General features: G+C 68.5%; 19 protein-coding genes. 11 read left to right on the top strand and 8 right to left on the bottom strand.

The features are described 5' to 3' along the window. Positions 1 to 154 precede the first annotated feature (154 nt). Together ACWD02_RS34165 and ACWD02_RS34170 are read right to left on the bottom strand one after the other, a co-directional pair. Complete coding sequence (locus tag ACWD02_RS34165; RefSeq protein ID WP_451217897.1) at positions 155 to 1,879, bottom strand: glycoside hydrolase family 6 protein; 1,725 nt, start codon at positions 1,877 to 1,879, stop codon at positions 155 to 157. Between the two features lie 70 nt (positions 1,880 to 1,949). Then, positions 1,950 to 3,440 (bottom strand): cellulase family glycosylhydrolase, encoded by a 1,491-nt coding sequence (locus ACWD02_RS34170; RefSeq protein WP_451217900.1) that lies wholly within the window; start codon positions 3,438 to 3,440, stop codon positions 1,950 to 1,952. Between the two features lie 279 nt (positions 3,441 to 3,719). Between ACWD02_RS34170 and ACWD02_RS34175 the strand changes: the two genes are divergently transcribed. Further along, the gene (locus tag ACWD02_RS34175; protein WP_451217903.1) at positions 3,720 to 6,623 is read left to right on the top strand and encodes a glycoside hydrolase family 48 protein; all 2,904 of its coding nucleotides are present in this window, start codon (positions 3,720 to 3,722) and stop codon (positions 6,621 to 6,623) included. Between the two features lie 158 nt (positions 6,624 to 6,781). Then, entirely contained in the window at positions 6,782 to 7,240 is a 459-nt protein-coding gene (locus ACWD02_RS34180; RefSeq protein WP_451217906.1) for a DUF6650 family protein, read from the top strand. An 84-nt stretch (positions 7,241 to 7,324) separates the two neighbouring features. Here ACWD02_RS34180 and ACWD02_RS34185 read toward each other — a convergent pair whose 3' ends face one another. After that, a complete protein-coding gene (locus ACWD02_RS34185) occupies positions 7,325 to 7,693 on the bottom strand; it encodes a VOC family protein (protein WP_451217909.1) in 369 nt (122 codons plus the stop codon). A gap of 63 nt (positions 7,694 to 7,756) precedes the next feature. Between ACWD02_RS34185 and ACWD02_RS34190 the strand changes: the two genes are divergently transcribed. From ACWD02_RS34190 to ACWD02_RS34220, 7 genes are all read left to right on the top strand, one after another. After that, complete coding sequence (locus ACWD02_RS34190) at positions 7,757 to 8,215, top strand: MarR family winged helix-turn-helix transcriptional regulator (RefSeq protein ID WP_451217912.1); 459 nt, start codon at positions 7,757 to 7,759, stop codon at positions 8,213 to 8,215. 72 nt (positions 8,216 to 8,287) lie between these two features. Continuing rightward, on the top strand, positions 8,288 to 8,956 hold the full coding sequence (locus ACWD02_RS34195; protein WP_451217915.1) for a response regulator transcription factor: 669 nt from the start codon (positions 8,288 to 8,290) through the stop codon (positions 8,954 to 8,956). Next, positions 8,949 to 10,043 carry a sensor histidine kinase gene (locus ACWD02_RS34200; RefSeq protein ID WP_451217918.1) on the top strand — a complete coding sequence of 365 codons (1,095 nt, stop codon included), beginning with the start codon at positions 8,949 to 8,951 and terminating at the stop codon, positions 10,041 to 10,043. Before ACWD02_RS34195 ends, ACWD02_RS34200 begins: the two co-directional genes overlap by 8 nt. A gap of 59 nt (positions 10,044 to 10,102) precedes the next feature. Further along, a complete protein-coding gene (locus ACWD02_RS34205; RefSeq protein WP_451217920.1) occupies positions 10,103 to 10,903 on the top strand; it encodes an MBL fold metallo-hydrolase in 801 nt (266 codons plus the stop codon). A 196-nt stretch (positions 10,904 to 11,099) separates the two neighbouring features. Then, on the top strand, positions 11,100 to 12,215 hold the full coding sequence (locus ACWD02_RS34210; protein ID WP_451217923.1) for an AI-2E family transporter: 1,116 nt from the start codon (positions 11,100 to 11,102) through the stop codon (positions 12,213 to 12,215). A 303-nt stretch (positions 12,216 to 12,518) separates the two neighbouring features. Beyond that, positions 12,519 to 13,715: an MFS transporter gene (locus ACWD02_RS34215; protein WP_451218479.1), complete on the top strand. Its 1,197-nt coding sequence runs from the start codon at positions 12,519 to 12,521 to the stop codon at positions 13,713 to 13,715. Between the two features lie 259 nt (positions 13,716 to 13,974). Further along, positions 13,975 to 14,157 carry a hypothetical protein gene (locus tag ACWD02_RS34220; RefSeq protein WP_451217926.1) on the top strand — a complete coding sequence of 61 codons (183 nt, stop codon included), beginning with the start codon at positions 13,975 to 13,977 and terminating at the stop codon, positions 14,155 to 14,157. A 295-nt stretch (positions 14,158 to 14,452) separates the two neighbouring features. Here the strand turns inward: ACWD02_RS34220 and ACWD02_RS34225 are convergent, their stop codons facing one another. Further along, on the bottom strand, positions 14,453 to 14,824 hold the full coding sequence (locus tag ACWD02_RS34225) for a hypothetical protein (RefSeq protein ID WP_451217929.1): 372 nt from the start codon (positions 14,822 to 14,824) through the stop codon (positions 14,453 to 14,455). After that, complete coding sequence (locus ACWD02_RS34230; RefSeq protein ID WP_451217932.1) at positions 14,821 to 15,477, bottom strand: TetR/AcrR family transcriptional regulator; 657 nt, start codon at positions 15,475 to 15,477, stop codon at positions 14,821 to 14,823. The genes ACWD02_RS34225 and ACWD02_RS34230 overlap by 4 nt, the downstream gene beginning before the upstream one ends. 71 nt (positions 15,478 to 15,548) lie before the next feature. Here ACWD02_RS34230 and ACWD02_RS34235 point away from each other — a divergent pair, with 71 nt between their 5' ends. Next, positions 15,549 to 16,211: an O-methyltransferase gene (locus ACWD02_RS34235; protein WP_451217935.1), complete on the top strand. Its 663-nt coding sequence runs from the start codon at positions 15,549 to 15,551 to the stop codon at positions 16,209 to 16,211. A 166-nt stretch (positions 16,212 to 16,377) separates the two neighbouring features. Here ACWD02_RS34235 and ACWD02_RS34240 read toward each other — a convergent pair whose 3' ends face one another. Continuing rightward, complete coding sequence (locus ACWD02_RS34240; protein ID WP_451217938.1) at positions 16,378 to 17,079, bottom strand: HNH endonuclease family protein; 702 nt, start codon at positions 17,077 to 17,079, stop codon at positions 16,378 to 16,380. A gap of 314 nt (positions 17,080 to 17,393) precedes the next feature. Between ACWD02_RS34240 and ACWD02_RS34245 the strand changes: the two genes are divergently transcribed. Then, positions 17,394 to 17,528, top strand: coding sequence for a hypothetical protein (locus ACWD02_RS34245; RefSeq protein WP_451217941.1), 135 nt, complete (start codon positions 17,394 to 17,396; stop codon positions 17,526 to 17,528). A gap of 142 nt (positions 17,529 to 17,670) precedes the next feature. Here the strand turns inward: ACWD02_RS34245 and ACWD02_RS34250 are convergent, their stop codons facing one another. Both ACWD02_RS34250 and ACWD02_RS34255 read right to left on the bottom strand, forming a co-directional pair. Further along, the gene (locus tag ACWD02_RS34250) at positions 17,671 to 18,639 is read right to left on the bottom strand and encodes an NAD(P)-dependent alcohol dehydrogenase (protein WP_451217944.1); all 969 of its coding nucleotides are present in this window, start codon (positions 18,637 to 18,639) and stop codon (positions 17,671 to 17,673) included. Positions 18,640 to 18,841: 202 nt separating this feature from the next. Beyond that, positions 18,842 to 19,750 (bottom strand): hypothetical protein, encoded by a 909-nt coding sequence (locus tag ACWD02_RS34255; RefSeq protein WP_451217947.1) that lies wholly within the window; start codon positions 19,748 to 19,750, stop codon positions 18,842 to 18,844. Between the last annotated feature and the right edge of the window lie 34 nt (positions 19,751 to 19,784).

Genomic DNA, 19,784 nt, shown 5'->3' on the forward strand with positions numbered 1-19,784 from the left:
CCCGCGGGCGTACGTCCCGGGGCTGATCCAGTCGGCATGACGCGGAAGGCATGCCTTCGCGACACGCCTTCACGCCATGCCTTCACGAGTGGACGATGGTGTCCGCCGGGGCCCGGGGAGGTACGCTGCCGGGCCCCGGCGGGGTGCGGTGCGCCTACAGCGCGGGGTAGGCGTTCTTCATGAGCTCCTGGAACTGTGCGGAGAACCAGTGGCCGGATACCGGTGCGTTGGGCAGCGCCCCGGACATGTTGTTGTTGTTGCGCGGGTTACCGGTGTACGTGGGGTCGCACATGCGGTCGAAGCCCTTGCCCTCGTCGTTGTCGATGGCCTTGCTCGAACCGTCCGACTCCCCCGGCGGCTTCATCCACACGTAGGCGTCGATCCCGGTGGCCGGGTTGGCCTGCGGCCGTTCGCCGAGGCCGGCGCCGGACTGGTTGCACCAGTTGCCGAGGTGGATGCGGCGGTCGTAGCGCCCGCCGTTCACATAGGTGTCGACGTCCGTGGTGGCGCCGGGTCCGGCGGGCCGGGCGGTGCCGCCCCAGCCGTTGCGGGACGTGTCGATCAGCATGCCGAGGTTCTGGTCGAAGCCGAGCGAGACCAGCTTGGTGCGCATGGCCTGGGCGTAGGACAGCTCATCGGTGTAGCGGTTCCAGTCGACCCACTTGGACTCGCGCACCGACTTGCCCGCGACGTTGTCGCCGATGGCGAAGTTGTTCTCCTTGAGTGCGCTGTAGTTGGCCGTGTTCACGATGAAGCCGTGCACGTCGGACAGCTTCGCGCCGTTGCCGGAGGCGGCCGCCTTGAACAGGTCGGCGGAGGCGCCGAAGTTGTCGTCCCAGCCGAGCCAGCCGTGGTGGCCCGCGTCGATGTAGTTGTAGACGTTCTTGATGTCACCGAGCTTGTCGAGGGCGTAGCCGACGCCCTTTTGGTAGTTGCCGTTGGCCTTCATCACGTCGCAGTTGGGTGTGGCCGTGGGGCGGCCGGAGACGTTGGTGACGAGGTTGGGCAGCGAGTCGATCTCGATGGTGGTGACGATGCGCAGGTCTGCGTACTTGGGGTCGGCGAGGATCGCGGCGATGGGGTCGATGAAGTCCGTCTTGTACTTGTCGATCTCTGTGGGGCCGAGTTCGCCGTTGGAGGCCAGAGCGGCGCAGTCGCGGCCCGGCAGGTCGTACACGACGAGCTGGACGACTTGTTCACCGCTGCCCTTCTGGGCCAGGGCCGCGTCCAGGTGGTCGCGCAGGCCCATGCCGTCGCCCACGCCGTTGATGGCGGCGATGCGGTCGAGCCAGACACCGGTGGGCTGGTCGGCGATGCGGGATCCGCCGGGTTCGGCCTTGGCCTTGGCCGACCACTCCGGATTCACGTACACCTTGGCTCCGGCGTACGGGTTGTCGACGCGGTCTCCGGGCTCGGTCGGGTCGGTGGGGTCGGTCGGGTCCGTGGGATCGGTGTCCCCGTTACAGGTGACGCCGTTCAGTTTGAAGGTGGTGGGCATCGCGTTGCTGCCGCTGTAGGAGGCGTTGAAGCCGAAGGAGGCGGAGGCGCCGGTGGCCAGGGTGCCGTTGTAGGAGGCGTTCTTGGCGGTGACGGCGGCGCCGGACTGGGTGATGCCGGCGTTCCAGCCGTTGGTGACCTTCTGGTTGCCCGCGTAGGACCAGGTGAGGTCCCAACTGTTGATTGCCGCGCCGTTGTTGGTGACGGTGACGGCGGTGGTGAAGCCGCTGTCCCACTGGTTCTGCACTTTGTAGTCGACGCTGCAGGCCGGGGCCGCGGCCCCGACGTCGGGCTGTGCGACGGCGGTGCCGGCGCAGGCAGCGCCGGTGAGGGCGAGGGCGGTGAGCACGGCGGTGCCTGCTCTCGATCTGATACGGCTCATGGTGTGGGGTGTCCCTTTCCTGAGGTGAGGAGGGTGAAGCGGGGCGGGGTGGTCGTGCGGTGCGGGGCGGTCATCCGTTCACGGTGCGCAGGTGGTCGCGCAGGCCGGTCCCGAACGCGGTCGGTGTGCCGTCGTAGGAGCTGATGAGGGACGGTCCGGAGGAGCAGTCCCAGGTGTTCCAGGTCCAGCCGAGGTAGGACTGCTTGCGGTCGTCGAACCACTTCATGACGCGGTCGATGAACCCGTGCGAGCAGGTGTTCTCACCGATCTCCCCTGCCACCAGCGGTACTTGGGCGGCGACGGGCGCGAGTGTGGAGTCCCAGCAGCTCTCGGTGGAGCAGGCGTTGAAGTTGTAGACGTGCCAGGCCGCGGCGAGATTGCCGGCCGGGTCGGACGGCCGGTGGGCGAGCCATTGGCCGAGGTCGTTGGAGTAGGCGAGGCCGCCCGCGAGGATCACGTTCTTGGCGCCCGTGGCGCGGACGGAGTCGACGAGGTCCTGCATGCCGGCGACTTCGTAGCCGATGCCGGGGCAGGTTCCGCCGTCCTTCCAGCAGGCCCACGCATCGTTGATGTCGGAGGTCGCGCGGTCCGGATACGGCTCGTTGAAGAGGTCGAAGACGACCGTCGGATCGTCCTTGAAGGTGCTTGCGACCGAGGTCCAGAAGTCGGGTGCGTACCGGGCGTCCGGCATCGGCTTCTGGCAGGTGGCGTGGATGTCCGCGCAGCCGGCCGAGTTCCCGGTGTACTGGCCATAGGACCAGTGCATCTCCAGGATCGGCGTCATGCCGTGGGCCTTGACCTTGGTGACCAACTCCTTGATGGCGGACTGGTAGTTGCTGCCCGCGTATTCGGGTTTGATGTTGTCGAGGCCGAGCCAGCACTCCTCGTTGAGCGGGATGCGGACGGCGTTGGCCTTCCAGTCGGCGATGGCTGCGACGGATGCGTCGTCGACCGGGCCGTCGAAGATTCCGTGGCCCTGTACGCACATGAACTCGGCGCCGGAGCGGTTCACGCCGAGGATCCGGCGGGTGGCACCGGAGGCGTCGACGAGCTTGTTCCCGGAGACCTTCAGGGCCGGGGCCTCGCCTTCGCCGCCCGGATCGGTCGGGTCCGTGGGGTCGGTGGGATCGGTCGGGTCGGTGACGTCGGTGTTGCAGGTCGTGCCGTTCAGCTTGAAGGCCACGGGAGCGGAGTTGGTGCCCGACCGCGATCCGATGAACCCGGCCGAGACGCTTGCGCCGGAGGCAAGCGCACCGTTCCAGGACTCGTTGGCGGCGGTCACCGACGCCTGGGACTGGGACCACTTCGCGGACCAGCCCTGGGTGACCTTCTGTCCGTCGGCGAAGGCGAAGGACAGGCTCCATCCGTCCTTGGCCGCGCCGTGGTTGGTGACCTTCACGGCGGCCTGGAAGCCGCCGTCCCACTGGCCGGTGACGGAGTACTCCACCGAGCATGCGGGGGCGGCCGCGGACGCGGCGTCGGTCATGGGGACGAGCGTGGCCGCCGAGACGGCGCACGCGAGCAGGATTACGTGTAACGCGTGACGCGGGGGGTGGCGCATGAGCGACTCCTTGCAGCTCTGGCGCGACCGGCACAGGGCCGTCGCGTCGACTGATGGAACCGCTCCCACTGGTTGCTGGTGGACTGTAGAGAATGAACTGCCGTCAAGCAACAGAGGCGTTGGGAATTCCCTGCTGTCGAATTAATTCGACTCTTCAAGCCTCTTGACCCCTATTTCCTCCGTCCCCATTCTTGGGAGCGCTCCCACTGGTTCACAGGTTGTGACGCCCACATCACAACGCCACCCCTCGCTCTCCGAACCGCAAGGAGGAACCAGGGCATGCCACAAAGACGGGCCCGGCGGCTGTGGACCGCTGTCGCGGCCACCCTGGCACTACCGCTCGCCACGCTTACCGCTCTTCCCACCACCGCCGACGCAGCGGCAGTCGAATGCAGCGTCGACTACAAGACCAACGACTGGGGCTCCGGCTTCACCGCCGATCTGACGATCACCAATCGCGGCGCCACGGCGATCGACGGCTGGACCCTCACCTACACCCACAGCGGCAATCAGAAATTGGCCAACGGCTGGAACGCGACCTGGTCGCAGTCCGGAAAAGCGATCACCGCGAAAAGCCTCGCGTACAACGCGAAGATCGCGCCCGGCGCCGCCGCCACCGCGGGCGCGCAATTCACCTACAGCGGCGCGAATGCAGCGCCCACCGATTTCGCGGTCAACGGCACCACATGCGCGGGCGCCCATCAGCCGCCGATCACGGTACTCACCAGCCCGAAGGCCGGAGCCGTCTACTCGGCCGGCGACGCCGTCCCGCTCGCCGCCACCGCGGCGGCAGCCGACGGAGCGAGCGTCGACAAGGTCGAGTTCTACGACGATTCGACCCTGCTCGGCACGGACACCACCGCGCCGTACGGGCTCAGCGCGGACACCCTGGCGGCCGGAACGCACTCCCTGTACGCGAAGGCGTACGACAGTCAGGGCGCGTCCGGCGAATCGACACCGGTCGGCATCACCGTCGCGGCGGGCCCTGCCCTGGTCGCCACCCCCTCCCACCTCGGCGTCCAGCAAGGCACGTCGGGCACCTTTGATGTGAAGCTGTCGACCCAGCCGGCGTCGAACGTGACGGTTGCGGTGGCCCGCACGAGCGGCAACACGGGCCTGTCCGTCTCCTCCGGCGCGAGCCTGACCTTCACGCCGTCGAACTGGAACACGGCACAGAAGGTGACGATCGCGGCCGACGCCTCCGGCACGGGCGCGGCCACCTTCGGCGTGACGGCCCCGGGCCACACCAAGGCCGCGGTCACCGTCACGCAGCTCGCCGCGTCCAAGACGTACGACGCCCGCTTCCTCGATCTCTACGGGAAGATCACCAACCCGGCGAACGGCTACTTCTCGCCGGAGGGCGTTCCCTACCACTCGGTCGAGACGCTGATCGTCGAGGCACCGGACCACGGCCACGAGACGACGTCGGAGGCCTACAGCTACCTCCTGTGGCTCCAGGCGATGTACGGCAAGGTCAGCGGCGACTGGTCGAAGTTCAACGGGGCGTGGGGCCTCATGGAGAAGTTCATGATCCCCACCCACGCGGACCAGCCGACGAACTCCTCCTACAACGCCTCGAAGCCCGCGACGTACGCGCCCGAACACGACCTGCCGTCCCAGTACCCGGCGAAGCTCGACCCGTCGGTCTCCGTCGGCAGCGACCCGATCGCGGCAGAACTCAAGAGCGCCTACGGCACCGACGACATCTACGGCATGCACTGGCTGCAGGACGTCGACAACATCTACGGTTACGGCAACGAACCCGGCAAGTGCGAGGCGGGCCCGAGCGCCACCGGCCCCTCCTACATCAACACCTTCCAGCGCGGCGCGCAGGAATCGGTGTGGGAGACGGTGCCGCAGCCCACCTGTGATGCCTTCAAGTACGGCGGCAAGAACGGGTACTTGGACCTGTTCACCGGTGACGCGTCCTACGCCAAGCAGTGGAAGTTCACCAACGCCCCGGATGCTGACGCCCGTGCGGTGCAGGCCGCCTACTGGGCCAACGTGTGGGCCAAGCAGCAGGGCAAGGGCTCCGACGTCTCAGCCACCGTCGGCAAGGCCGCCAAGATGGGCGACTACCTGCGGTACTCGATGTACGACAAATACTTCAAGAAGGTCGGCAACTGCACCGGGCCGACGACCTGCCCGGCCGGCACCGGCAAGGACGCCTCGCACTACCTGATGTCCTGGTACTACGCCTGGGGCGGCGCGACCGACACCTCGGCGGGCTGGTCCTGGCGCATCGGTTCGAGCCACACGCACGGCGGCTACCAGAACCCCCTCGCCGCCTACGCGCTCTCCTCATCCGCCGACCTGAAGCCCAAGTCGGCGACGGGGCAGGCGGACTGGGCCAAGTCCCTGGACCGGCAACTTGAGTTCTACCGCTGGCTGCAGTCGGACGAGGGCGCCATCGCGGGCGGCGCGACGAACAGCTGGGGCGGCAGCTACGGCACCCCGCCGTCCGGCACGCCGACGTTCTACGGCATGCACTACGACGAGGCACCGGTCTACCACGACCCGCCGTCGAACCAGTGGTTCGGCTTCCAGGCGTGGTCGATGGAACGCGTCGCCGAGTACTACAAGGAGTCGGGCGACGCCGACGCCAAGGCGGTCCTGGACAAGTGGGTCGACTGGGCCCTGTCCAAGACGACCATCAACCCCGACGGCACGTTCCGTATCCCCTCCACGCTCCAGTGGTCGGGCAAGCCCGACACCTGGAACGCCTCAAATCCCGGCGCGAACACGGGCCTTCACGTCACGGTCGCCGACTACACCAACGACGTCGGTGTCGCGGCGGCCTACGCCAAGACCCTGACGTACTACGCCGCCAAGTCCGGTGACACGCGGGCGAAGACGACGGCGAAGGCGCTGCTGGACGGCATGTGGGAGCACAACCAGGACGCACTCGGCGTCGCCGTGCCCGAGACCCGGGCCGACTACAGCCGCTTCGACGACCCGGTCTACGTGCCGAGCGGCTGGACGGGCACGATGCCCAACGGCGACAAGATCGACTCCTCGTCGACCTTCTCCTCGCTGCGCTCCTTCTACAAGGACGACCCCAACTGGTCCAAGGTCGAGGCCTACTTGGCGGGCGGGGCGGCGCCGACGTTCACCTACCACCGGTTCTGGGCCCAGGCGGACATCGCGCTCGCCATGGGTTCGTACGCGGAGCTGCTCGAGTAACGCCCCGCTGACGGCAACTCCGTGCACACCGGGCCGGGCAGGGCCCCCTCCCCGGGGCCTTGCCCGGCCCTCGCCCCTGCTGATCGGCTTGCGCCAAATGGTGTCGCCGGCCCCCTGATAGAGATAGACCACTGACATCGGCCAAAGGGGGCTGCGGCATGGGCATCAGAGGGACCGCGTTCAGCGCGCTGGGCATCGGCGCGAACTGGGAGTTCACCAAGTCGGACAGGTTGATCGCGCAGCAGGTCATGGATTTCCTGGCCGATCGACGCGTCCTGACCATCGGGGTCGGGCGCCCCGAGATCGAAGCCGCTTCCTGCCTCGCCTCGGCGTCCCAGTGCAGGCAGCGGCTCTCGGAGTTCCTCGAGCAGATCCACAAGCCCAAGAGCCATCTGCGGACCTGGCTGCGCGCTCTGCGCACCGCGTTCACCGACTTCATCGAGACCGGCGGTCATGAGGGCCGGCGCTTCGCGAGCGACGTCGACGGCCATGAGGTGTTCAACCAGGCCTTGTCCGACCTGCGAGAGCAGGTACGCCAGGAGGCCGCCGCGGTGAGCACCCGGTACAAGCTCACCGGCCTGATTCTCCCAGCCGGAAACCAACGGCGGGAGGAATAGCTGCAGCAGTAGCCGGCCGCTGCGGCGGGCGGTTGCCGGGGACGTGCACGGTCTGCTCGGCCAGGTCGGTGGTGATCTGGCCGGTCACGGGCGGTCGTGGAGCGTGACCTGGTAGCCGTCGGGGTCGGCGAAGGTGAAGGTCCGGCCGAAGGGGCCATCAACCGGCGGGGAGACGATGGCGTGTGCGTCGGCGACCAGGGCGTCGTGGATGGCCTGGACATCGGTGGCGTGGAGCCAGATCGCGGCGCCTATGCCGGGCTGGGCAACCGATGCGAGATCGGTGCCGGGGACGACATCCCGGAGGGCGAACGCGATCGGCTTCGTGTCGAAGACCACCGCGTGCGGGGGCCCGGTCTGCGCACGGACCAGGCCCAGGTACTGCTCGTAGAACGCCTGCGAAGCGTCGAGGTCGCGTACCTGGAGGGAGAGGAAGTCGGGGCCGGTGACGGGCATGAGGATGCTCCTACTCTTCGTGTCAGTTTTCTGACACGGGTCACTGTATGTCAGAATCCTGACATGAGCCAAGAAGGTGTCGGCGTCGACCTGGAAACGTCACTGGGCTACCTGCTCAAGGAGGCCTCCAGCGCCCTGCGCACAGCCATGGAGGAAGTGCTGCGCCCACTGGGAATGAGCGTCACGCACTACTCCTGCCTCGAGCTGCTGGCCCAACGGCCGGGCCTGTCGAACTCCGAGCTCGCGCGCGGCGCGTTCGTGACACGGCAGACGATGAACGTGCTGCTCCAGGCGCTGGAACGAGACGGCTACGTCAGCAGACCCGCACAGGCACCCGTCGGAAAGGCCCTCCCCACCCGGCTCACCCCCCGCGGGCGGCAAAGCCTTGCGAAGGCCACCGCAGCGGTCCGGTCCGTCGAGGTCAGAATGCTGGGCGGCCTGAGCGAGACCGAGCAGCGAAGCGCATTCCGGATCCTGCAGAACATGATCCATTCCCTGCATGACGTCCGTGACGGCACATAGCCCGCCATGCTGTCCGCGCGTAGGCGGTTTTTGATACGCGCACGATATGTGCCCGCTCGTACCATCGAGAGCATGCGCGTACTGATCGTCGAGGACGAGCCCTACATGGCGGAAGCCATCCGCGATGGCCTGCGCCTGGAGGCCATCGCGGCCGACCTCGCGGGCGACGGCGACAGCGCCCTGGAGATGCTGAGCATCAACAGCTACGACATCGCCGTCCTCGACCGCGACATCCCCGGCCCTTCCGGTGACGAGATCGCCAAACGCATCGTCGCCTCGAGCAGCGGGATGCCGATCCTCATGCTCACCGCGGCCGACCGCCTCGACGACAAGGCATCCGGCTTCGAACTCGGCGCCGACGACTACCTCACGAAACCATTCGAACTGCGGGAACTCGTCCTCAGGCTCCGGGCCCTCGACCGCAGACGTGCCCACAGCCGGCCTCCGGTCCGTGAGATCGCGGGGCTGCGGCTGGATCCATTCCGACGCGAGGTCTACCGCGACGGCCACTACGTCGCGCTGACGCGCAAGCAGTTCGCCGTACTCGAGGTCCTCATCGCCGCCGAGGGGGGTGTCGTCAGCGCCGAAGAACTCCTGGAGCGCGCGTGGGACGAGAACGCCGACCCGTTCACCAACGCCGTCCGCATCACCGTCTCGGCGCTGCGCAAGCGGCTCGGCGAACCCTGGATCATCGCCACCGTGCCCGGCGTCGGCTACCGCATCGGAGGCGACGGTGGATAGGTCTCCCGGCCTCAGCGTCCGCCTCAAGCTCACCCTCAGCTACGCCGGGTTCCTCATGCTCGCCGGTGCCTTGCTGCTCGCCGCCGTGAGCTGGTGGCTCCTGAAGGAGGGGTGGTTGCAGACCAACGAAGAGGGGTCGTGGAGAGCGACCCCGGGCACCACCTTCGTGCGCGGGTTCACACCCATCGCGGCCGCGGTCATGGTGTTCCTTCTGGTGTTCGGCCTCCTCGGAGGATGGGTCCTCGCCGGCCGCATGCTCGCCCCTCTGACCCGTATCACGGACGCCACCCGCACCGCCGCGACAGGGTCACTCGCACACCGCGTCCAGCTGCCCGGCCGCCAGGACGAATTCCGCGAACTCGCCGACGCCTTCGACGCGATGCTCGAACGGCTTGAAGCACACATCGCCGAGCAGCGGAGATTCGCGGCCAACGCCTCGCACGAACTACGCACACCACTGGCCATCACGAAATCACTTCTCGACGTGGCCCGCACCGATCCAGCTCACAACACCGGCGAAGTCCTCGCCCGCCTCCAAGCCGTCAATACCCGCGCGATCGACCTCACCGAAGCATTGCTCCTGCTCAGCCGAGCCGACCAGCGATCCTTCACCCGAGAACAGGTCGACCTGTCCCTCATGGCGGAAGAAGCCACCGAGACACTGCTGCCCCTCGCCGAGAAGAACGGCGTCACCATCGAAACCTGCGGCGACTTCACCCCCACGAGCGGATCGCCGACGCTTTTGCTGCAACTGACCATGAACCTCGTGCACAACGCGATCGTCCACAATCTGTCCGCACAGGGCAGGGTGTGGGTCACCACCACCAGCGCCCGACCCGGCACTGTGATGCTCACGGTGGAGAACACCGGCGAGCAACTGGCCCCACACCTGGTCCCGACGCTCACCGAACCTTTCCAGAGGGGCACCGAGCGCATCCACGCCGACCAGACGGGCGTCGGCCTCGGCCTGGCCATCGTCACCAGCATCACTCGCGCACACGACGGCACCCTTACCCTCACGCCGCGCGACACCGGCGGCCTGCGCATCACGGTGCAACTGCCCGTGCGTACGTCCCCTCGGTCGTGAATCAACTCAGGGGCACCCCAATGGTCTTGGGCCGGCCCGCCGGTGGCACCATCTGTGAAATGCCCCCTTCTCTACAGGTCGGCCCCTACACCGTCATCGCGCTGACCGACGGCGTGGGCCCCTTCTTCTCCCCGAGGTCGCAGGCGTTTCCCGCCGCCACCACCCAGCAGTGGGCGGCGGCCGACCAGTTCGACCCCGGAGCGCTCGACGCCGAGGGCCGCTGGCGGCTGCAGTTCCGCGCGTTCGCCATCCGCAGCGACCACGGGGTGACGCTGGTCGATGCGGGGATCGGCCCGGCCGACAGCCCGGCGGCCTCCTGGGCGCCCGTGCCCGGGGCGCTGCCGGCTGCGCTGGCCGCCGCGGACATCGAACCATCCGACGTCGACACCGTGGTGCTCACCCACCTGCACACCGACCACGTGGGCTGGGCCGTCCTCGGCGGCCAACAGCCGCGGCCCTTCTTCCCCAACGCCCAATACCTCTTGCAGCAGGCCGAACTCGACGCGCTCGAAGAAATCAACCCGCAACTGCGGTCCCACCTGATCGGCCCACTCCAGAAGACCGACCAGCTCCGTCTGCTCGACGGCGACGTTCCGCTGCCCGGCGGCGAACGCATCGTCGCCACACCCGGCCACACACCCGGCCACCAAAGCGTCCTCGTCACGGCCGGACACGAGCAGGTCGCCGTCACCGGTGACCTGCTCGTCCACGCGATCCAACTGCTCCACCCCGAACTCGCCTACGCCCACGAGATGAACCCGCACCAGGCAAGGTCCTCAAGGGAACAGGTCCTCCACAGCCCGGCCGCCACCCTCCACCTGGCGACCCCCCACCTGACCGAGCCGTTCATCACCCGCTGACCGCGCCGGCAAGGCCGGACCCTGCGGCAACGGCACTCACCGCCCGCCACGCGCACGCCCTGCGGCCATCCCAGGACTTGCTGCGCGTGCCGGTCGCCCCCCCCCCTCTCGGCCCCCTCGGCAGCTGACTACTTCGAGATCGCTCTACGGGACTGCAGTGCACCCGTGTGACGGAAGTATCCATAGGGTGTCCCCCATGCCTGCCACGCTGAGTTCCACGAAAACCGCCGCCGCGCTCCGCCGGTCGGCCCGGGTCAGCGCCGAGTTGCTGCTGGTCGTTGTGGCCGCTTCGGCCGCCCTGTGGGTGCTGGGTCGGATGTGGTCAGTGATCTGGCCGCTCATAGTGGGCCTCTTGCTCACCACTCTGACCTGGCCCCTCGCCCACTTCCTGCGCCGGCGCGGATGGCCTCCCGCCCTGGCCGCCTCGGTGGTGACCGTGTTGTTCCTCGTGGCCGCCGCGGGCATCGTGGCGCTGATCGCGGTGCCGGTGGCCTCCCAGTCAGGTGAACTGAGCGATGGCGTGGCCGAAGGCATCGAAAAGCTGCGCCACTGGGCCGCCGGGCCGCCCCTCAACATCGACGACGCCCAGATCTCGGGAGGAGTCGACTCGGCAACCGACCGGATCAAGGACAGCGTCGGCAGCATGGTCAGCACGCTGTTCACCGGAGTGAGCACCGTGCTGAACGGACTGATCACCGCGATCCTGGCCCTCTTCTTGATGTTCTTCTTCCTCAAGGACGGCCCCCGCTTCCTGCCCTGGCTCACCCGTCAGCTCCCCGGCCGGCTCGCCACCCACATCCCTGTCGTGGCCGCCCGCAGCTGGGACACTCTGGGCGCCTTCGTGCGCTCCCAAGCACTCGTCGGCCTGCTCGACGCCGTCTTCATCGGCCTGGGCCTGTGGATTCTGGACGTGCCCCTCGTCCTCCCGCTGGCCGTGCTGACCTTCATCACGGCATTCGTGCCGATCGTCGGCGCCCTGTTCGCCGGTGCGGTGGCCGTACTCATCGCCCTGGTCTCCAACGGCCTCACCGACGCGCTGATCGTGCTCGCCATCATCGTCGTGGTCCAGCAACTCGAGGGAAACGTCTTCCAACCGATCATCCAAAGCCGCGGGCTCGGCCTGCACGCAGCCGTGATCCTGCTGGCCGTCACGCTGGGCACCAATCTCGCCGGCGTCGTGGGCGGCCTGCTGGCCGTACCGGCAACCGCCGTGATCGCGGTGACCTGGAACTACCTGCGCGAACAGCTCAGCGACACACCACTGGAGCCCGACGCCGATGACACACCCCCGGGCGCCACAGCCACCTCGTAACTCCTTCTCGCGTAGCCGGATGTGATCCGCCGCCGGTCTGGCAGGTATCGGAGTGCGACACCTGGCGCGCTTTCGAGGCCAGATCGGCGGCCGTCCACGCCATGGCACGGCGCAGCGCCCTGGCCGAACGGGCCACGGGCGTGACGCGGCACGAGGGGCAGCGCAGGCACTTCCGCCTCCGCCTCCGCCTGCAGGCGCTGCCGCCTCCGTCCGCGGGAGGACGACACCACGTCAGCATCCGAAAACGCCTGCCTCCACCCGACGGCGACTACGGTTCCGGGTGTGACTGATCGTCAGAACACCGTGCCGGCCCGTCCCCGGGGTGGTTATCTCCGGGCCGCCGGGGCCTTCGCCGTGTGCATGGCCGGCACCACGCTCCCCACCCCGCTCTACGGCCTGTATCAAAACGAGCTCGGCTTCTCCGAGCTGATCGTGACGGTGGTCTTCGCCGTCTACGCATTCGGCGTGATCGGTGTCCTGCTGCTCGCCGGCAACGTCTCGGACACCGTCGGCCGCAGACCGGTCCTGCTCTGCGGACTGGTGCTCGCCGCGCTCAGCGCCGTGTGCTTCCTGTTGGAAGGCGGCCTGCCGCTCCTCTACCTCGGACGCCTGCTGTCGGGACTGTCCGCCGGGCTGTTCACCGGCGCGGCGACCGCGTACGTGATGGAGTGTGCCCCGCCCGGCAAGGAGGGGCGGGCCGCCTTCGCGTCGACCGCGGCCAACATGGGGGGCCTTGGCTGCGGCCCGCTGCTCGCGGGACTGCTGGCCCAGTACGCCCCGATGCCGCTGTCCCTGCCGTTCGTGGTGCATCTTGTCCTGGTGGGGCTCGCGTTCGCCATGATCTGGTCCCTGGCCGAGACCGTACGCGCCCCGCGGCCCCTGCATACGGCACGACCACAGGGACCCAGCCTGCCGCCGGAGGTGCGCAAGGTCTTCGTACCCGCCTCACTCGCGGCCTTCGTCGGCTTCTCCCTGCTCGGGGTGTTCACCTCGGTGTCCCCCGCCTTCCTCACCCACACCCTCGACGTCACGAACCTCGCCCTCGTCGGACTGATCGTCTTCCTTGCGTTCTTCGCATCCACCATCGGCCAGCTCCTGGTCAGCAGGATCGGTGTGGCACGGGCGCTGCCGCTCGGCTGCCTCCTGCTGATCGCCGGTCTGGGCCTGTTGGCGGGGGCGTTGGCCTGGGAAAAGCTCCCGCTGGTGGTGCTCAGCGCGCTGGTGGGCGGCGCGGGACAGGGACTTGCCCTACGGGCCGCGGTGAAGGGTGTCGCGGACGCCGCCCCCCAAGCGCATCGGGCAGGCGTCATCTCGTCGCTCTTCGTGGTCGCGTACACGGGCATCTCGATCCCCGTCATCGGCATCGGTGTGCTCTCCGAGCCACTCGGCCTCGAGGAGGCCGGGCTGGTCTTCATCGGCGTCATGGTGCTGCTCGCCGCTGCCGCCGGCACCTATCTGGTGCGGCGTCCGGCAGTGGGCGTACGCAACGGGGCTCCATGATTCCTCCTCGACACCTGCCGAGACCACTCAATGGGGCCTGGGTGGGGACAGCAACGCGGGCGTACTGAATCCCAACTCCTATCTCCGCTCGCACAGTTGGGTGCACTTGCACGGGAAGTCATCCGCGCCCCGCGGCCGACCCCGGACACCCCGCCACCACCCCGCCACGCGTGATCAGCGTTGCGCGGGGCACTCGTCGAGGAGCGGCGGAGCCACCGGAATCGCTGGTGGTTCGCCGTTCGTCGACAGGAGAAGACAGATGCTGGCATTCGCGGCGGCCGTGTTGTTCGTCATTGCCTTCCTCATCCAGGCAACAGAGACGTCGACGGAGGCAGTCTTCAGCCCGACAAGCCTCATGCTCGTCGGTCTTGCCCTTCTCGCTCTGCACTCCGGCGGCGTGGGGTCGGGCTGGTCCACACGTAGACGTGGACGTCGTCGCTGAGCCTTCGGGGACGCCCCTGACCGGGCCTCAGCGCCTTCGAGCAGCGATGAGGTGCTCCCCCGGATCGATCCGGTAGTGCTGTGATCGTGAGCTGCCGCCCCTTCACGGTTCGCGTCGAGCACGCGGACATCCCCGGCGGTGAACCCCTGTGCTCCCTGTATACCGGCGGGCATGCCCACCCGGGCCGAACGGTGGCCCGGGTGAGCCCACGCCGACGCCGCGCACCCCAGCCGAGCCGTGCGCCCGGTGGCGCGAACACCGCCGCCGGGGCCACTGGTCTGCCCCGGACGCTCCCTCAGGCAGGGACGAAGACGTCCTCGTGGGCCCCGTCGAGGATGAACCCGTTGTCGAAGCGGACCCGCACGCTCACGCGAAGTCCCCGTTCCTGGTAGGCAGTCCATGCGGGTTCCAGGGCGCCGACCTTCTCTTCGAGCTGCCTCCTGCTCTCCGTGGGCATCTCGCGCCCGAAGGCGTCGAGCAGCGACTTGAGCCGCTCGTACTCGCGCACGTCGTCGCTCTCGTCCTGGAGGCCGACCACGTGCTCGACGGTCCCGCCGGTGCCTGCCGCCAGGGAGAGGAACCCGATGACGACCCCTGACACCTCGGCCGAATCGGTCAGCCGGGTGTCCGCTGCCAGCATCACCCGCTGGCCTTCCTTCAGAGTCATCTGCTCCCCATCTCCCCTGTGTCGGCCGCGTCCGCGCGGTGCAGGAACGCCTCGACGAGGCGGTCGGTGAAAGCCTGGTCGACGGGTTCCGCCGTCACCAGGACGCGGTGGTAGACCGGTCCCACGAGCTGGTCGATCTCCGCTGCGATGTCGAGTCCGGCGGCGAGCTGACCGCGTTCCGTCGCGCGTTCCAGCGGGAGTCGGTCGCGTCGGCGCTGTTCGTCGAGGTAGCCGGACCGCAGGGCCGCGGCGAACGCGGGATCGTGCTGGGCGTGTCCGACGAGGGCCTTGAAGACGGCGCCCGCGTCGGACCGGGTGAGGAACAGGGCCAGTTGGCGCAGGTGGTCGCGCAGGTCCCGGGCCAGGTCGCCGTGGTCCGGCGGTGCCAGGGCTTCGGCCGCGTCCTGGAGGAAGGCGTCCAGAAGGATGTCGGTCTTGGTCTTCCACCAGCGGTAGACGGTCTGCTTGGCGACACCCGCCCGGGCGGCGATGCCCTCGATGGTGACGCCGATGAAGCCCTTCTCGACCAAGAGGTCGTCGGCCGCCTCAAGCACTGCCTGCCGGGCCTGTTCGCTGCGGCCGTGCCTGTTGCCGTGGTGGCGTGCCGCCGGTTTTGGCCCGGCCGCCGCAGCGGCCGTGCTTCCTCGTTCCATGTCTGCCTCCTGAGGTCAGAGTAGGCCAGAACCGCTAGACGCTACGCAACGGTGCGTCTAGTCTAGGTTTCATGTCACCCACCAACACCCTCGAAGACCCCCGCGTCGCCTCCGCCCTCGACCGGATGTTCCGCCACGCCGAGCAGGACGAGGAGACCGGCAGGCGGATCCGGGCGGCACTGCTCCCGGGTTCCGCGCCCCTCGGCCCGCAGGAGCAGGCCGACGCCAAGGCGGAGGTGTACATGCCGATTTCGGCCCAGGGCGGCCGCCTCCTCTACAACCTGATCCGGGCCGTCCGCCCCGCCACCGTCGTCGAGTTCGGCACGTCCTTCGGCATCTCCACGCTCCATCTCGCCGCCGCGGTGCGCGACAACGGGACGGGGCGCGTGATCAGTACGGAACTGAGCGCCGCGAAGGCCGCGGCCGCCCGCCGGACGTTCGCCGAGACGGGTCTCGACGACCTGATCACCGTCCTCGAAGGAGACGCCCGCGACACCCTCGCCACAGTCGCCGGCTCCGCGGACTTCGTCCTCCTCGACGGCTGGAAGGACCTGTGCCTGCCCGTCCTGCGACTCCTCGAACCACGCCTCGCGCCCGGCACCCTCGTCGTCGCCGACGACGTCGATCTGGAGGACCTCGCGCCCTACCTCGACTACGTCCGCGACCCCCGGAACGGCTACCAGAGCGTCACGTTTCCCGTGGAGGACGGAATGGAGATCAGCTGCCGCCTTTGAACCCGTGTGACGTCGTGATCAGTTACGGGTGTCGCCTTCGTCGTGGGGGGTGCGACCCGGTAGCCATTGCCCGTGGCGCGCAGGCAACCAGTGCCGGGAGATGGCCGCCCACTCTGGATCGACGGCCTACTCAAGACCGCTGACTGATCACGACATCACTCAGGCTCTAGGACGCCGCGGTGTACGTGACCGCGGTGTCCTTGCACTGGCCGGAGGCGAAGACGGCGATGGCATCCATCTCGGCCGGATCAGCGGCCAGGTCCCAGCGCAGCTTCGTGGCCACCCACTCCGAGACGTAGCGGCAGTGCGCGGCCGGCAACGGCGGCAGCCACTGGGCAGGGTCCTGGCTCGCCTTGGCACGGTGAGTACGGGTGGTGACCGCGACCAGGGAGGCCGGGGCTCCCAGGTCGTTGGCGTAGGCCTCGCGCCGGTCCTCACTCCACTGGGATGCGCCCGAATCCCACGCCTCGGCGAGGGGGACCATGTGGTCGACGGCGACCTTGCCGGTGTCCTCGACTTCTTGGGCGTCGTAGTACGACAGCCACTCACCGCCGGAGAGTTCGCAGCGCGCACCGACGGACGGCGCCTCGGCGGCCTCGGCGATCAGCACCTCGGCGCGGGTGTCGCAGCCGTCGTCCTTCTCCGCCCCGGCATTCCAGTGCTTGAACGCAGCGCGGGCATAGCCCTGACGGCGCTCGTCGGAGACCGGGAGACGGTGCACGGCGTCGGCCAGGGTCGTGGTCTGGGGGTCAACGGTCTGGGGGTCAACGGTCTGCGCCCGCGCCTGCGTCGGCGCGAAAGCCGGGGCGAGGAGCGGGACAAGGGACAGCGTGAGCGCGGCGAAACCGCGGGCAACGTTTTTGATCACCCTGGCAGCGTCCACCGCTCCCGGGCGCGGCCTGCGGGCGCGCGCCGAAGCCTCAGCCAAGTGGAGAAGGAAATTCACCGCAGAAACGTTCGCCCGCCGAAGCAGGGCCGCGCGGCCAGAAAATCGTTCAGCCACCAGCGGTGGTGCCGTGCACGGTGAAGCCGGGCAGGCGAGGTCGCGTATTCCGTCCGCAACTAACGTGCGCCGGCGGGTACCCGGGACGAGACCTCGGCCGGCGCCCCCCCTGCGCGCAGTGCCAGGCCGGGATGTTGGGCGAAGACAGAAGAGACCTTGCAACGGAGAGGATCTGAGAGATGTACGCAGGAGTCGTGGCAGCCCCCGGCGGTGGACCCGACGGTCCCCCATGGCTCGGGATCGCCTTCGGCGTGATCGTGGTCGTCGGAGCCGTGTTCTTCGCGGTGAGCCTCTTGCGAGGCCGCGGGAAGTAGGAGAGACGGGAAAGAGGGAGAAGCGGGAAGGAGGGTGGCGCACACCGGTACCTAGACGATGATCCTCACTGCTGCGCGCAGCACCATCGCGGCCCACGGCAGCCCCCCCGTGATCGCGGCCCTCGCCGCGATTGCCGTCAGCTCACATGGTCACGACGATCTTGCCCCGGGGGTGGCCCGTCTCCAGGTGCTCGATGGCGGCGACGGCTTCAGCGAGCGGGTAGGTGCGGTCGATGGCCGGTGCGATCGTGCCGTTCTCGGAGAGCTGCTTGAGGGCCAGCAGATCCTCGTGACGGACCCTCGCGATCAAGCTGCTCAGTGTCTGACCGCGGAAGGGTGAGAGTGCGTAGCCGCCGAGCTGGCGGCCCAGGCCGCCCACCCAGTCCCCGCCGCCTTCGCCCCCGACCATCACCAGGACGCCCCTGGGGGCCAGTACGCGGCGCAGCAAGGACAGCGGGCGGTTGCCGGCGGTGTCCAGGATGATGTCGAACAGCTGCTGGGCGTCGGTGATCTCTCCGCTGGTGTAGTCGATGACGTGGGTGGCGCCCAGGGCCCGCACGAAGTCCGCCCTGCCCGGGCCGCAGACGGCGGTGACCTCAGCCTTGTACGAGACGGCAAGCTGGACGGCATAGGTTCCGACGCCGCCGGAGGCGCCGATGATCAGGATCCTCTGTCCTGGTTTCGGGCGCGCCTTGCCGCTCAGGGCCTGGTGGGCGGTGACGCCGGAGACGGGAAGAGCCGCGGCTTGTGCGAAGGTGAGGTTGCCGGGCTTGGGCGCGAGCTTGTCGGCCCTGGCGCAGGCGTACTGGGCCAACGAGCCGTCGCCGCTGCCGAAGACCTCCTGCCCCGGCTTGAAGCGCGTCACCTTCGCACCGACCGTCTCGATCACTCCGGCGAGATCCCAGCCGCGGACCGGGTTCTTGGGCCTGCGCAGTCCCAGAGCGATGCGGGCGATGTAGGGCTTGCCGGTCATGAGGTGCAGGATGCTCGGGTCCACCCCCGCGGCATGCACCTGGACCAGCACTTCGTTGTCCTTGGGAAGGGGACGATCGATGTCGCGAAGTTCCAGGCCGTGCGTGGTGCCGTAGGAGTCTTGGGCGATGGCCTTCATGGGCCCTCCTGGTGGGGAGACTGCCCCGAGCATCGCGCCGGGTCGACCTGATGACCAGCCTCCGAGCGGCCCGATGGCTCCCAAGAGTCGTCACAGCTGACGTCCCTCACACAATCAACGACCGTCCATCCACTGCTACCTGGGCGTCTGCTGGTTCCGGAAACCGGCGGCGCGGCGCCGATCCTGCTCGCACCCTCTGGCTTCAGAACAGGCCGACAGAAAGGACGTCCAGAGCGGCCAGCGGCCCCGCCACCCCGATGACCGCCAATGCCACGGTCATGGCGAGGGACAGAAGGCAGACGAGGACGGCGAAGATCAGTGTTCCGGCAGTTCGGCTGCCTACCTGGGCGATCTGCCCGGCAGCCGTCGGATCGTAAAGAATCCTCACCTGCTCCGCGGACTCGTAGTGGTCCGTCAGTTGCCGGGTCCGGCCGTCGATGTCGGTGAACTCGTAGGTGCCGGAGTGCAGCTTGCGCCCCTCTACGAGGATGCCGCAGGTACGGAGCCGCCACGTCTCGCGGATCATCTCCCACCCCGCGCGCACGCCGTGGCGCAACGGAACCGCGACAGCGCCGATCAACCAGCACGCCAGGGCCGCGTACCACTCGACCGCACCACAAATGCCGGAGATCAGCATCGTCGCCGCTGCCAGTACGTAGAGCGACACCGAGCAACGCACGGCGGCGCGACGCCAGTCACCGGCCGGCTTCGCCACCGATGACCGCGTCACCGACAGGGCTCCGTCTGACCGGGGTTGTGTCGCGTCGCGAACTGGCAGGGCCTGCCTCAGCGTCTGGGCAAAGGCGAGCACAGCAGGAGTGCTGCGGCTGAACACCGTCATGGACTCCCGATCACCCGCCTCCGGCGCGGTGAGGACCACCACAAGCCGACGCCCCTTCGGACCCTTGATGTCCACCCGCTCGATCGCGGCAACCGGTACACGCCTCTCGGATCCCCGTGACCGCACGATCAGAACACCCTGCTCCAGCCGGGTCACAGAGCCGCGACGCCGCCCGGGCAGGATCACCGGAGAGGTGACCTTCGAGGCCTGGTTCGTGTCCGCAGCCGCGCCCGCAGCCGCAGCCGCCGCTGATATAGCGTCTGAGGTCATTCGGGCAGACTAGAGCGTCTTGCGGGAGTGTGTG

The sequence above is a fragment of the Streptomyces sp. NPDC002853 genome, from assembly GCF_053591915.1.

What these genes read in the sequence shown, in the direction of transcription:
- ACWD02_RS34180 (WP_451217906.1), top strand. Translation starts at nt 6,782, where the DNA reads ATGGGCATCAGAGGGACCGCGTTCAGCGCGCTGGGCATCGGCGCGAAC.
- ACWD02_RS34195 (WP_451217915.1), top strand. Translation starts at nt 8,288, where the DNA reads ATGCGCGTACTGATCGTCGAGGACGAGCCCTACATGGCGGAAGCCATC.
- ACWD02_RS34245 (WP_451217941.1), top strand. Translation starts at nt 17,394, where the DNA reads ATGTACGCAGGAGTCGTGGCAGCCCCCGGCGGTGGACCCGACGGTCCC.
- ACWD02_RS34210 (WP_451217923.1), top strand. Translation starts at nt 11,100, where the DNA reads ATGCCTGCCACGCTGAGTTCCACGAAAACCGCCGCCGCGCTCCGCCGG.
- ACWD02_RS34175 (WP_451217903.1), top strand. Translation starts at nt 3,720, where the DNA reads ATGCCACAAAGACGGGCCCGGCGGCTGTGGACCGCTGTCGCGGCCACC.
- ACWD02_RS34230 (WP_451217932.1), bottom strand. Translation starts at nt 15,477, where the DNA reads ATGGAACGAGGAAGCACGGCCGCTGCGGCGGCCGGGCCAAAACCGGCG.
- ACWD02_RS34185 (WP_451217909.1), bottom strand. Translation starts at nt 7,693, where the DNA reads ATGCCCGTCACCGGCCCCGACTTCCTCTCCCTCCAGGTACGCGACCTC.
- ACWD02_RS34250 (WP_451217944.1), bottom strand. Translation starts at nt 18,639, where the DNA reads ATGAAGGCCATCGCCCAAGACTCCTACGGCACCACGCACGGCCTGGAA.
- ACWD02_RS34190 (WP_451217912.1), top strand. Translation starts at nt 7,757, where the DNA reads ATGAGCCAAGAAGGTGTCGGCGTCGACCTGGAAACGTCACTGGGCTAC.
- ACWD02_RS34220 (WP_451217926.1), top strand. Translation starts at nt 13,975, where the DNA reads ATGCTGGCATTCGCGGCGGCCGTGTTGTTCGTCATTGCCTTCCTCATC.
- ACWD02_RS34170 (WP_451217900.1), bottom strand. Translation starts at nt 3,440, where the DNA reads ATGCGCCACCCCCCGCGTCACGCGTTACACGTAATCCTGCTCGCGTGC.
- ACWD02_RS34225 (WP_451217929.1), bottom strand. Translation starts at nt 14,824, where the DNA reads ATGACTCTGAAGGAAGGCCAGCGGGTGATGCTGGCAGCGGACACCCGG.
- ACWD02_RS34235 (WP_451217935.1), top strand. Translation starts at nt 15,549, where the DNA reads ATGTCACCCACCAACACCCTCGAAGACCCCCGCGTCGCCTCCGCCCTC.
- ACWD02_RS34165 (WP_451217897.1), bottom strand. Translation starts at nt 1,879, where the DNA reads ATGAGCCGTATCAGATCGAGAGCAGGCACCGCCGTGCTCACCGCCCTC.
- ACWD02_RS34255 (WP_451217947.1), bottom strand. Translation starts at nt 19,750, where the DNA reads ATGACCTCAGACGCTATATCAGCGGCGGCTGCGGCTGCGGGCGCGGCT.
- ACWD02_RS34205 (WP_451217920.1), top strand. Translation starts at nt 10,103, where the DNA reads ATGCCCCCTTCTCTACAGGTCGGCCCCTACACCGTCATCGCGCTGACC.